Annotated in this window: 9 protein-coding genes; 5 read left to right on the top strand and 4 right to left on the bottom strand. The window is 64.0% G+C overall.

Features of this window, described 5'->3' with window-relative positions; genetic code table 11:
• Window positions 1-56 precede the first annotated feature (56 nt).
• On the top strand, window positions 57-1427 hold the full coding sequence (gene radA, locus IMX18_RS01430; protein ID WP_003251626.1) for a DNA repair protein RadA: 1371 nt from the start codon (window positions 57-59) through the stop codon (window positions 1425-1427).
• Window positions 1428-1603: 176 nt separating this feature from the next.
• On the opposite strand, the gene IMX18_RS01435 is transcribed toward radA, so the two are convergent.
• Both IMX18_RS01435 and IMX18_RS01440 read right to left on the bottom strand, forming a co-directional pair.
• Entirely contained in the window at window positions 1604-3121 is a 1518-nt protein-coding gene (locus tag IMX18_RS01435; protein ID WP_013974213.1) for a nucleobase:cation symporter-2 family protein, read from the bottom strand.
• Window positions 3122-3384: 263 nt separating this feature from the next.
• Complete coding sequence (locus IMX18_RS01440; RefSeq protein ID WP_013974212.1) at window positions 3385-3747, bottom strand: PilZ domain-containing protein; 363 nt, start codon at window positions 3745-3747, stop codon at window positions 3385-3387.
• A 178-nt stretch (window positions 3748-3925) separates the two neighbouring features.
• Between IMX18_RS01440 and IMX18_RS01445 the strand changes: the two genes are divergently transcribed.
• From IMX18_RS01445 to yjiA, 3 genes are all read left to right on the top strand, one after another.
• On the top strand, window positions 3926-5992 hold the full coding sequence (locus IMX18_RS01445; RefSeq protein WP_217190097.1) for a carbon starvation CstA family protein: 2067 nt from the start codon (window positions 3926-3928) through the stop codon (window positions 5990-5992).
• A gap of 13 nt (window positions 5993-6005) precedes the next feature.
• Window positions 6006-6203, top strand: coding sequence for a YbdD/YjiX family protein (locus tag IMX18_RS01450; RefSeq protein ID WP_013974210.1), 198 nt, complete (start codon window positions 6006-6008; stop codon window positions 6201-6203).
• A 185-nt stretch (window positions 6204-6388) separates the two neighbouring features.
• The gene (gene yjiA / locus IMX18_RS01455; RefSeq protein WP_015271793.1) at window positions 6389-7366 is read left to right on the top strand and encodes a GTPase; all 978 of its coding nucleotides are present in this window, start codon (window positions 6389-6391) and stop codon (window positions 7364-7366) included.
• On the opposite strand, the gene IMX18_RS01460 is transcribed toward yjiA, so the two are convergent.
• On the bottom strand, window positions 7326-8813 hold the full coding sequence (locus tag IMX18_RS01460; RefSeq protein WP_015271792.1) for a methylenetetrahydrofolate reductase C-terminal domain-containing protein: 1488 nt from the start codon (window positions 8811-8813) through the stop codon (window positions 7326-7328). The genes yjiA and IMX18_RS01460 overlap by 41 nt on opposite strands.
• A gap of 315 nt (window positions 8814-9128) precedes the next feature.
• Here IMX18_RS01460 and metE point away from each other — a divergent pair, with 315 nt between their 5' ends.
• On the top strand, window positions 9129-11420 hold the full coding sequence (gene metE / locus IMX18_RS01465) for a 5-methyltetrahydropteroyltriglutamate--homocysteine S-methyltransferase (protein WP_217190096.1): 2292 nt from the start codon (window positions 9129-9131) through the stop codon (window positions 11418-11420).
• Window positions 11421-11556: 136 nt separating this feature from the next.
• On the opposite strand, the gene IMX18_RS01470 is transcribed toward metE, so the two are convergent.
• The gene (locus IMX18_RS01470; protein WP_054572760.1) at window positions 11557-12735 is read right to left on the bottom strand and encodes an acetyl-CoA C-acetyltransferase; all 1179 of its coding nucleotides are present in this window, start codon (window positions 12733-12735) and stop codon (window positions 11557-11559) included.
• Between the last annotated feature and the right edge of the window lie 48 nt (window positions 12736-12783).

Genomic DNA, 12783 nt, shown 5'->3' on the forward strand with positions numbered 1-12783 from the left:
GTTCGAGGCACGTCCAGCTCGGCTATCATGGCGGTTTTTTCCAGGAGACCCCAGCCATGGCCAAGGCCAAGCGCTTGTATGGCTGCACCGAGTGCGGTGCGACCTTCCCCAAATGGGCCGGCCAGTGTGGCGAATGCGGGGCCTGGAACACCCTGGTCGAGACCATGATCGAAAGCGGCGGTGCCGCTGCGCCCAGTAGCGGCCGTGCCGGCTGGACCGGGCAGCAGGCGCAGATCAAGACCCTGGCCGAAGTCAGCGTCGAGGAGATCCCGCGCTTCACCACCAGCAGCACCGAACTGGACCGCGTGCTGGGCGGTGGCCTGGTGGATGGCTCGGTGGTGTTGATCGGTGGTGACCCCGGCATCGGCAAATCGACCATCCTGCTGCAGACCTTGTGCAACATTGCCGTGGGCATGCCGGCGCTGTATGTGACCGGCGAGGAGTCGCAGCAGCAGGTGGCCATGCGCTCCCGGCGCCTGGGCCTGCCCCAGGACCAGCTCAAGGTGATGACCGAAACCTGCATCGAGACCATCATCGCCACGGCCCGCGTCGAGAAACCGCGGGTCATGGTGATCGACTCGATCCAGACCATTTTCACCGAGCAGCTGCAATCGGCACCCGGCGGCGTGGCCCAGGTGCGCGAAAGCACGGCGTTGCTGGTGCGCTACGCCAAGCAGAGCGGCACGGCGATCTTCCTGGTCGGCCATGTGACCAAGGAAGGTTCGCTGGCCGGCCCGCGGGTACTCGAGCACATGGTCGACACCGTGCTGTATTTCGAGGGCGAGTCCGATGGCCGCCTGCGCCTGCTGCGGGCAGTCAAGAACCGCTTTGGCGCGGTCAACGAGCTGGGTGTGTTCGGCATGACCGACCGGGGCCTGAAGGAGGTGTCCAACCCCTCGGCGATCTTCCTCAACCGCACCCAGGAGGAAGTACCGGGCAGCGTGGTGATGGCGACCTGGGAGGGCACCCGGCCGATGCTGGTGGAGGTGCAGGCGCTGGTCGACGACAGCCACCTGGCCAACCCGCGCCGGGTGACCTTGGGCCTTGACCAGAATCGCCTGGCAATGTTGCTGGCGGTGCTGCACCGCCACGGCGGTATTCCCACCCATGACCAGGACGTGTTCCTCAACGTGGTGGGTGGGGTGAAGGTGCTGGAAACCGCTTCTGACCTGGCGTTGCTGGCGGCGGTGATGTCCAGCCTGCGCAACCGGCCCCTGGCCCATGGCCTGCTGGTGTTTGGCGAGATCGGCCTGTCTGGCGAGGTACGGCCGGTGCCCAGTGGTCAGGAGCGTTTGAAGGAGGCCGCCAAGCATGGTTTCAAGCGGGCCATCGTGCCCAAGGGCAATGCCCCGAAAGAGGCTCCGGCCGGGTTGCAGGTGATTGCCGTTACCCGGCTGGAGCAGGCTCTGGATGCGTTGTTCGAATAGTTTGTCGCCTGTACCGGCCTCTTCGCGGGCACGCCCGCTCCCACAGGATCACCTCAGTCTCCGAAACTTGTGCAGTCCCTGTGGGAGCGGGCGCGCCCGCGAAGAGGCCGGTACAGGTAAATGAAAAAGGGGCCGACGATGCGCATCGGCCCCCCACCTCACCGCTCAGTCAGCGGTCAATGCTCGGCAACCGCACTGCGCCTGACCGTTTCATTGCCATGCTCGTCCAGTTCCAGCATCGGCACCTCATTACCCTCGGCATCGAACAGCTTGCCATCCTTGAAGTAGTCGCCATCACGCAGCGCTGAAATGTCCGAGTACTGGATGGTGCGCTCGTACGCGGCGGCAAACACCGACTGCTGGTCCGAGTTGCCGGCGGTGAAGTGGTTGAAGATCAGGTTCAGCAGGATGGCCATGATCGCCGCCGAGCTGATGCCCGAGTGGAAGATGGTCTCGAACCAGTTCGGGAAGTGGTGGTAGAAGGTCGGTGCGGCAATCGGGATCATGCCGAAGCCCAGCGAGGCAGCGACGATGATCAGGTTGACGTTGTTCTTGTAGCTGACCTTGGACAAGGTGCGGATACCGCTGGCTGCCACGGTGCCGAACAGCACGATGCCCGCGCCACCCAGTACCGGAGTAGGGACTGCGGCAATCACCCGGCCCATGATCGGCAGCAGGCCGAGCACCACCAGGATCAAGCCACCGGTGGCCACCACGTAGCGGCTCTTGACCCCGGTCACGGCTACCAGGCCGACGTTCTGGGCGAACGCGCTCTGGGTGAACGAGCCGAAGATTGGCGCCAGGATGCTCGATGCCATGTCGGCGCGCAGGCCATTGCCCAGGCGTTTGGAGTCGACCTTGGTGTCGATGATCTCACCCACGGCGAGGATGTCGGCCGAGGTTTCCACCAAGGTCACCATGATCACGATGCACATCGACAGGATCGCGGCGATGTGGAATTCCGGCATGCCGAAATGGAACGGCGTGGGGAAGGCGAACATCGGGCCCTCTGTGACCTTGCTGAAGTCGGCCATGCCCAGCGCCCAGGCGATCAGGGTGCCGACCACCATGGCCAGCAGGATCGACAGGCGTGAAATCGCCGCGCTGCCCAGCTTGCTCAGCAGCAGCACGATGGCGAAGGTCAGGGCCGCCAGGCCGATGTTGGCCACGCTGCCGAATTCCGGCGAGGCGCTGTTGCCACCCATCACCCAGCGAGCGGCCACGGGCATCAGGGTCAGGCCGATGGTGGTGATGACGATGCCGGTCACCAGCGGCGGGAAGAACTTGGTGATGCGCGAGAACACCGGGGTGATCAGAAAGCCGATCAGCGATGCTGCCATGACCGCACCGAGCACGCCCGGCAGACCACCGCCGCCCTCGCTGCTGAGGATTGCACCCATGGTTGCCACGCCGGCGAACGAAACGCCCTGCACCAGCGGCAACTGGCAGCCGAAGAACGGCAGACCGAGGGTTTGCAGCAGGGTGGCCAGGCCACCGGCAAACAGCGAAGCGGCGATCAGCATGCCGATTTCGGCACCGTTCAGGCCCGCGGCCTGCCCCAGGATCAGGGGTACCGCGACGATCCCCCCGTACATGGTCAGCACATGCTGCAGACCATAGGCCAGGTTGGCACCAAGGCCGAGGTTTTCATCCTCGGGGCGCTTGGCGGGAGACGTGCTAGGGGACGTAGTCATGGAGCAGGCTCTCTGTTTATTGTTGTGGTGCTACTGTAGACACTTCCTACAAATGATTGCCACAAGAATTGTATACAATATTTTGATCGGAGCGCGCACAAGAGCGCCCGCAAGGTGTGCGAGAGCTCAATGCAGAAGGCGTACCAACTTGTCAGAGGCTGTACTAGAGGGGTGTGTACAAAGCGCTGCTACCCAGGCTTAAAGCTGTCTGGGTAGACAGGAAACAAAAGGTGGGGAAGCGATTAGCTAGCTAAGAGATTTCATTATTCGATCAGTTCGCGCAGCTCACGCATCATTTCGGTGCTGTCGGCCACGTTCAATTCCACAAGACGGTGCAGATGGCTCATCGAATCGAGGTCGATGTACAAGCAGATGAAACCCAGGCGGTCTGGTTCCTCATGGCGTAGTTCAACCTGCATCTGCACGCGTGCATCGGGGCCCAGGTGAATGATGGCATCGAAGTCCTGGGTCAGGTCGACATCCCAGTTGGCCGGTCGTTCGATCAGCAAACCCTTGAGGGAAAGGTCCAGCAGCTTCGCAGGCCAGCGTCGCAGGCCCTGGCGCAGCTCGGTGGGGGCGTCGAAATCGATGCGCTGGAAACGGCGGCGTTCGTCGTGGTCGCTCATGGGTTAGATCCTCGCATAGGTCTTCAGGTGACATCCTGACTATAGTTAGAGTGGTATGTACATCAGGTACCGCAATCTGGCCGCAGAGGCTCTAGACCAAAGCAAGTGTGGCAATGCGCGATGACTCGCCCTAGACTCGATGGGCGGTCTTTTCCAATCCACCAGCTGGAAGCAAACCATGAACAACAATAATAGCCTGCTACGCCACATTCCGTGGCTGGCGCTGGCAGTCATAGGAGCCTGTGCGCTGGGTGTGGTTGCCCTGCGTCGCGGCGAGGCGATCAATGCCTTGTGGATCGTGGTCGCGGCAGTGGCCATCTACCTGGTCGCCTATCGTTACTACAGCCTGTTCATCGCCACCAAGGTGATGCAGCTCGACCCTCGCCGTGCCACCCCGGCGGTGCTCAACAACGACGGCCTGGACTACGTTCCGACCAACAAACACATCCTCTTCGGTCACCATTTCGCCGCCATCGCTGGCGCAGGCCCCTTGGTCGGCCCGGTACTCGCCGCGCAGATGGGCTACCTGCCCGGTACGCTGTGGCTGATCGCCGGCGTGGTGCTGGCCGGTGCGGTGCAGGACTTCATGGTCCTGTTCCTGTCCACCCGCCGCAACGGCCGCTCGCTGGGCGACATGGTGCGCGAGGAGATGGGCCGCATTCCAGGCACCATCGCGCTGTTCGGTTGCTTCCTGATCATGATCATCATCCTTGCGGTGCTGGCATTGATCGTGGTCAAGGCCCTGGCCGAAAGCCCTTGGGGCATGTTCACGGTGATGGCGACCATCCCGATCGCGATGTTCATGGGCATCTACATGCGCTACATCCGTCCGGGCCATATCGGTGAGATATCGGTCATCGGCGTGGTGCTGCTGCTGGCTTCGATCTGGCTGGGGGGCCAGATTGCCGCAGACCCGACCTGGGGCCCGGCGTTTACCTTTACCGGTGTGCAGATCACCTGGATGCTGGTGGGCTACGGTTTCGTCGCCGCGGTACTGCCTGTATGGCTGGTACTTGCGCCACGTGACTACCTTTCGACCTTCCTCAAGATCGGCACCATCGTCGGCCTGGCCATCGGTATCCTGATCATCGCGCCCGAGCTGAAGATGCCGGCGCTGACCCAGTTCACCGACGGCACTGGCCCGGTGTGGAAGGGCACCCTGTTCCCGTTCCTGTTCATCACCATCGCCTGTGGTGCGGTGTCCGGCTTCCACGCGCTGATCTCCTCGGGGACCACGCCGAAGCTGCTGGACAACGAAACCAACGCTCGCTACATCGGCTACGGCGGCATGCTGATGGAATCGTTCGTTGCCATCATGGCCATGGTCGCCGCCTCGGTGATCGAACCAGGCGTGTACTTCGCCATGAACAGCCCGGCCGCGTTGGTCGGTGCCGATGTGGCGTCGGTGGCGCAGACGGTCAGCAGCTGGGGCTTCCTGATCACCCCTGAGCAACTCGAGGCCACTGCCCGCGACATTGGCGAGCACACCGTGCTGGCTCGTGCCGGTGGTGCGCCGACCCTGGCTGTGGGTATCGCGCAGATCCTGCACCAGGTGCTGCCGGGTGAAAACACCATGGCCTTCTGGTACCACTTCGCGATCCTGTTCGAGGCGCTGTTCATCCTCACCGCAGTGGACGCCGGCACCCGTGCCGGGCGCTTCATGCTGCAGGACCTGCTGGGCAGCTTCGTGCCGGCGCTCAAGCGCACCGAATCGTGGACTGCCAACCTGATCGGTACTGCCGGCTGCGTGGCCCTGTGGGGCTACCTGCTGTACCAGGGCGTGATCGACCCGCTGGGTGGCATCAATACCCTGTGGCCGCTGTTCGGCATTTCCAACCAGATGCTGGCGGGTATCGCCCTGATGCTCGGCACCGTGGTGCTGATCAAGATGAAGCGTCAGCGCTACGTCTGGGTCACCCTGCTGCCGGCCGTGTGGCTGCTGATCTGCACCACCACTGCCGGCCTGATCAAGCTGTTCGATCCGAACCCGGCAGTGGGCTTCCTGGCCCTGGCCAAGAAGTACAGCGCCGCGCTGGACGCCGGCCAGGTACTGGCCCCGGCCAAGGACATCGGGCAGATGCAGCACGTGATCTTCAACGCCTACACCAATGCCGGCCTGACCGTGCTGTTCCTGGTGGTGGTGTTCAGCGTGCTGTTCTTCGCTGTAAAGGTCGGCTTCGCCGCCCTCGGCCGCAAAGAGCGCACCGACAAGGAAACCCCGTTCCAGGCCCTGCCTGACGCTTGAGAGGACTGCTGCGATGTTCAACGACCTGGGTCGACTGGGTAAATACCTGGGGCAGGCAGCCCGCCTGATGGTCGGCATGCCCGACTACGACAACTACGTCGAGCACATGCAGACCAAGCACCCGGACAAGCCGGTCATGACGTACGAGGAGTTCTTCCGCGAACGCCAGGAAGCGCGTTACGGCGGCAAGTCCGGGCCCAAGTGCTGCTAAGTCCAGGCTAGCGCGGTGCTATGTAGGAGCGGCCTTGTGTCGCGATCGGGCCGCAACGCGGCCCCGGCAATTTTGGCTGCGAAGCTGAAAATCCGGGGCCGCGTTGCGGCCCGATCGCGACACAAGGCCGCTCCTACATGGATCGCGCTCTCCCCGTCCATTTCACTGCACAGGAGATGTTCTGCGTGCAGACGCCTATCCCCGTAACCGTACTCACTGGCTTCCTCGGTGCCGGCAAGACCACCTTGCTCAAGCACATGCTCAAGGCCGAGCACGGCCTGAAGATCGCCGTGATCGAAAACGAATTCAGCGAGGCCGGCATCGACAGCCAGCTGCTGGGCGACGAGCCGGTGCAGGTGATGACCCTGGCCAATGGCTGCGTGTGCTGCAGCATCCACGGCGACCTGACCCGCGCCTTGTACCTGCTGCTCGAACGCCTGGATGCCGGCGAGATCGCCTTCGACCGCCTGGTAATCGAATGCACCGGCCTGGCCGACCCGGCGCCGGTGGCCCAAACCTTCTTCATCGACGAGGAACTGCGTGAGCGCTACATCCTCGATGGCATCATCACCCTGGTCGATGCCGCCCACGCCGAGCTGCACCTGACCCAGACCATCGCCCAGGCCCAGGTCGGCTTTGCCGATCGCCTGCTGCTGAGCAAGACCGACCTGGTCGAGCCCGCTGCGGTGGAGGCCCTGCGCGAGCGCCTGGCCCGCATCAATGGCCGGGCGGCGATCCGCGTGGTCGAGCATGGTCGCATCGACCTGGCCGAGCTGCTGGATGTGCGTGGTTTCAACCTCAACCCCGATCTGGGCGCGAACCTGAAGCCAGCGCTACGCCCGTTGCTCAAGCCCGCTACCCCGGACCGGATCTCCACCTTGGTGCTGCGCACGGAAAGCGCGCTGGACATCGACCGCCTCAGCGACTTCATGAACGAACTGCTGGAAACCCACGGCAAGCAGCTGCTGCGCTACAAGGGCGTGCTGAACATTGCCGGTGAAGCGCGCAAGCTGGTGTTCCAGGGTGTGCTCAAGCTCTATGGCTTTGACTGGGACGCCGAGTGGGCCGAGGGTGAAACTCGCGAGAGCGTGATGGTGTTCATCGCTGACGAATTGCCCGAGGCTACGATTCGGGCTGGGTTCGAGGCGCTGGCTGCGGGCTGAGCTGACGCGGCGTCTGGGCCTGGAACCACTGCGGCCATGAGCTGCGGTGGCGTGTCTCGAGCTCGATGCACGGGATCAGGCGCTCGGTCAGCAGCGCCGTCTGCCGCACCGCCTTGGCGGTGCGGTACTTGACGCTGTGGATGCATTCGCGGTCGCCGAACTCGCAGCGGTTCAGCGCGGTGCCGCCGCAGGGGCCGTTGGCCAGGCCCTTGGGGCAGGTTTCCGGGCAGATGTACAGGGTGTCTTCCAGGCGGCAGCGGCCACAGGTTTCGCAGCCTACCAGCGGGTGCTTAACCGCGTGTTCCACCTTGTGCAGCACCTGTGCGCCAAGGCGTGTAGCCCACATCGGTTGGCGCACGGCCCAGCCAAATGCCTTGCTCAGGCTATTGCGGCGGCTGAACAGCAGCGAATGCATGCCGTGCATCAGGTGATAGCGCGCTTTCTCCTTGAACGAGGCATCGACCCGTGACTCGCCCTGGCGCCAGCTTGCCTGCGGCGGATGGAAGCTGACTGCCGGCAGGCCGGGCATCTGCCAGCTGGCCTGCCAGGCCGGCGCCCATTGTTCCAGTGTGTGGATTTGCGCCTGCCAGTGCTCGATGCGTGCCTCCAGGGCCAGCAGTTGCTTGAGTTCGTGAACCCCCGACAGATGCACGCCGGCGTAGCCCATCAGCTTCACGCCGATGATCTGCAAGGCCAGGCGGTCGACGCTGCGCGCCTGGGCAAAGGCCTTGGACTGCGCCGCTTCCGCTTCCAGCATGTCGCGCATGGACGGCGTGACGGTCACGCCGGCCACGTGTTCGAGCATCGTCGCGCGCCCGTGAGTGAGGCTCATCAGGCAGGCCAGCATCGGCCTGGGCGCGGCCTGGCGGTTCATCCAATGCATGGCTTCCTGGTGTTTGCCGGCATCGAAGCCCAGTTGCAGGGTGAGGAAGTCGGCGCCCGCCGCCAGTTTTTTCTCGGCCTTGAAGTATTGGGCACCGCCTTCGTCCTCGCAGTACTTGAACGGGTTGAGCGCCGCGCCAAGCAGCCAGTGTGGGCAGGCCTGGCGGGCGATCTGCAGGGCTGCGACCGATTCCAGGTAGCGCACCGGGCGTTGGCCAGGCTGGTGGCCGGGCAGGCGGTCGCCGGTAAGCAGCAACAGTTGGTCGAGGCCTGCGGCATCCATGCGTTGCAGTTGGGCGAGCAGGTGGTGGCGTTCGCGGTCCTTGCCGGAGAAGTGCGGCAGGGCGGGTACCGGGTTGCTGAACGAGGCGAGGGCGTCCAGTGGCGACATGTCCAGCGGGCTGCCGACGCGGTCGCCGATTGCCACGGTCATCGGCCAGCCGCACAGGTGCGCACGGGCCAGGATCGCGTCCATGGCGGCGAAGCGCTCTGTGGAGGGCTTGGGGACGAACTCCATGACGCAGACGAAGGTTTTTTCGCGCAGCGCGGTTTTCAGCAGGCTCATGGGGCCGGGTACCTGATTTGGTCAGGCTGGCATTGTGCGGCAGTAGGCGGGTGCGGTCATGTCCGGATGCGCAGGCTGGTGCTCTGAATGAGACATCCGGGCTTGCCTGTGCCGGCCCTTTCGCGGCTAAAGCCGCTCCCGCAGGGTGGCGCGGTACCTGTAGGAGCGGCTTTAGCCGCGAAAGGGCCCGTACAGGCAGTACAAATTCACGAACATGAATAAATCTTGAGTTCATATCAAATTTAATGAGTTTGTCTCAAGATGAAAGTGCCCGGAAAATCCCCTCATTCATTTATGCATGCTGAGGGACAAGACATGGCACTGGCACACAACCTGGGCTTTCCACGTATCGGCCGCGACCGCGAGCTGAAAAAGGCCCAGGAAGCCTTCTGGAAGGGCGAACTCGACGAAGCCGGCCTGCGCGCCGTCGGCCGCGAGCTGCGTGCCCGCCACTGGCAGGTGCAGAAAGACGCTGGCATCGAACTGCTGCCGGTTGGCGACTTCGCCTGGTACGACCAGGTGCTCACCCACTCGCTGACCTTCGGCGTGATCCCGCAGCGCTTCCGCAGCCACGACGCTGCCAGGCCCACTCTCCAGACCCTGTTCGCCATGGCCCGTGGCGCCGTGGGTGACAATTGCTGCGGCGGCGCGCACGCCCAGGAAATGACCAAGTGGTTCGACACCAACTACCACTACCTGGTCCCCGAATTCACTGCCGACCAACAGTTTGCCCTGAGCTGGGAGCAACTGTTCGAAGAAGTGGCTGAAGCCCAGGCCCTGGGCCATGCGGTCAAACCGGTGGTAATCGGCCCGCTGACCTACCTGTGGCTGGGCAAGGCCAAAGGTGGCAATTTCGACAAGCTGGAGCTGCTCGACCGCCTGCTGCCGCTGTATGACCAGATCCTCAACCGCCTGGCTGCCCAGGGCGTGGAGTGGGTGCAGATCGATGAGCCGATCCTGGCCCTGGACCTGCCTCAGGACTGGAAGAATGCCTACGAGCGCGTCTACAACATCCTTCAGCGGGCGCCACTGAAGAAGCTGATCGCCACCTACTTCGGCGGCCTGGAAGACAACCTGGGCCTGGCCGCCAACCTTCCAGTCGATGGCCTGCACATCGACCTGGTGCGGGCGCCCGAGCAGTACCCGACCATCCTCGACCGCCTGCCGGCCTACAAGGTGCTGTCGCTGGGCCTGGTCAACGGCCGCAACGTCTGGCGCTGCGACCTGGAAAAGGCGCTGGAGGTACTGCGCCATGCCCATGAGCGCCTGGGTGAGCGGCTGTGGGTGGCGCCGTCCTGCTCGCTGCTGCACAGCCCGGTGGACCTGAACCGTGAAGACCAGCTCGATGCCGAACTGCACAGCTGGCTGGCCTTCGCCGTGCAGAAGTGCCATGAAGTGGCGCTGCTGGCCAAGGCCATCAATGCCCCGCACGCCGCCGACGTGGCCGCCGCATTGGCCCAGAGCCAGGCCGTGCAGGCCAGCCGCGCCGCTTCGCCGCGTATTCACAAGCCTGGCGTGCAGGCCCGCCTGGCAACCATCAAGCCCGCTGACAGCCAGCGAAAATCAGCCTTTGCCCAACGTATCGTCAAGCAACGTGCGGGGCTCGACCTGCCGGCGTTCCCGACCACCACCATCGGTTCGTTCCCGCAGACCTCGGCGATTCGTCTGGCACGCCAGGCCTACAGGCAGGGCAAGCTGACCGAGGCCGATTACGTCGAGGCCATGCACAGCGAGATCCGCCATGCGGTGAAAATCCAGGAGGACCTGGGCCTGGATGTGCTGGTGCACGGCGAGGCCGAGCGCAACGACATGGTCGAGTACTTCGCCGAGCAGATCGATGGCTATGTATTCACCCGTTTTGGTTGGGTGCAGAGCTATGGTTCGCGATGTGTGAAGCCTGCGGTGATCGTTGGCGACCTGAGCCGGCCGAAGGCCATGACCGTGGAGTGGATCACTTATGCCCAGGGCCTGACCAGCAAGGTGATGAAGGGCATGCTGACCGGCCCGGTGACCATGCTGATGTGGTCGTTCCCGCGTGAGGACGTGAGCCGCGAAGTGCAGGCGCGCCAGTTGGCGCTGGCGATCCGCGACGAAGTGGTCGACCTGGAAGCGGCGGGTATCAGGATCGTGCAGATCGACGAAGCGGCGTTCCGTGAAGGCTTGCCGCTACGCCACGGCGCCTGGGCCCATTATCTGGAGTGGGCCACCGAGGCCTTCCGCCTGTGTGCTTCGGGGGTGCGTGACGAAACCCAGATTCACACCCACATGTGCTACAGCGAGTTCAACGACGTGATTGAGTCGATCGCGGCGATGGATGCCGACGTCATCACCATCGAGACCTCGCGGTCCGACATGGAGCTGCTGGCGGCTTTCGAACGGTTCGCCTACCCCAACGAGATCGGCCCGGGTGTGTATGACATTCACTCGCCACGGGTGCCGACCCGTGAGGAAATGGTCAAGCTGCTGCACAAGGCTGCCCAGCGTATCCCGGCCGAGCGCCTGTGGGTCAACCCGGATTGCGGGCTGAAGACCCGCGGCTGGCCGGAGACCGAGGCAGCGCTGGTGAACATGGTCGTAGCTGCCCGCGAGCTGCGTGCCACTGCCTGATTTTCTTGTTGCCTGTACCGGCCTCTTCGCGGGCTTGCCCGCTCCAACAGGGATATCACTGGATTCAGCTCAGTGGGGTCCCTGTGGGAGCGGGCAAGCCCGCGAAGAGGCCGAGCCTGCTTGAGTCAGTCCGAGATCACCGCTCGATTGCCAAGGCCACGCCTTGCCCGCCACCAATGCACAGGGTTGCCAGGCCTTTCCTGGCGTCCCGCTTGATCATCTCGTGCAGCAGGGTCACCAGCACCCGGCACCCGGACGCACCAATCGGGTGGCCAAGGGCAATCGCCCCGCCATTCACGTTGACCCGCGTGGCATCCCATTCCAGCGCCTTGCCCACGGCCAGCGCCTGCGCGGCAAAGGCTTCATTGGCTTCGATCAGGTCCAGCTCGGCCAGTTGCCAGCCGGCCTTGTCCAGGCAGCGCTGGGTGGCCGACACCGGGCCGATGCCCATGATCGCCGGATCTACACCGGCACTGGCGTAAGCCGCGATCCTGGCCAGCACCGGCAGGCCCAGGGCCTTTGCCTTGGCGGCGCTCATCAGCAGTACGGCGGCGGCACCGTCATTCAGGCTCGAGGCGTTGCCAGCGGTGACGCTGCCGTCCTTCTTGAACGCCGGGCGAAGTTTGCCCAGGGATTCAGCGGTGGTATCCGGGCGTGGCTGTTCGTCCCGCGCGAACACCTTGGGTTCTCCCTTCTTCTGCGGCAGCACGATCGGGGTGATTTCATCATCGAAGCGGCCGGCTTCCATCGCCGCCACCGCCTTGCGCTGCGACTCGGCGGCGAAGGCATCCTGCTGCTCACGGCTGAGGCCGTACTGGTCCACCAGGTTTTCGGCGGTGATACCCATGTGGTAGTCGTTGAAGGCATCCCACAGGCCGTCGCTGATCATGCTGTCGATCAGCTGGCCATGGCCCATGCGCTGGCCGGTGCGGGCCGCCGGCATCACATAAGGGGCAAGGCTCATGTTCTCCTGGCCACCGGCGATTACCACCTCGGCATCACCGCAGCGAATGGCCTGAGCGGCTAGGTGCAGTGCCTTCAGGCCCGAGCCGCAGACCTTGTTCAGGGTCATTGCCGGCACGCTGAAGGGCAGGCCGGCCTTGATCGCGGCCTGGCGTGCCGGGTTCTGCCCGGCGCCGGCGGTAAGCACCTGGCCGAGGATGACTTCATCGACCTGCGCCGGGGCCAACCCGGTCTGTTCCAGCAGGCGCTTGATCACGGCGGCACCGAGGTCTACTGCAGGCACAGTGGCCAAGGCGCCCTGGAAGCTGCCGATGGCGGTACGGGTTGCGGCGACGATGACCACGTCGTTCATGTTGTTGTTCTCCGTGCGATGGGCGTAATGCCTCAAGCATCGGTGGCT

The organism is Pseudomonas shirazica (assembly GCF_015168335.1).
Lineage (GTDB): Bacteria > Pseudomonadota > Gammaproteobacteria > Pseudomonadales > Pseudomonadaceae > Aquipseudomonas > Aquipseudomonas asiatica.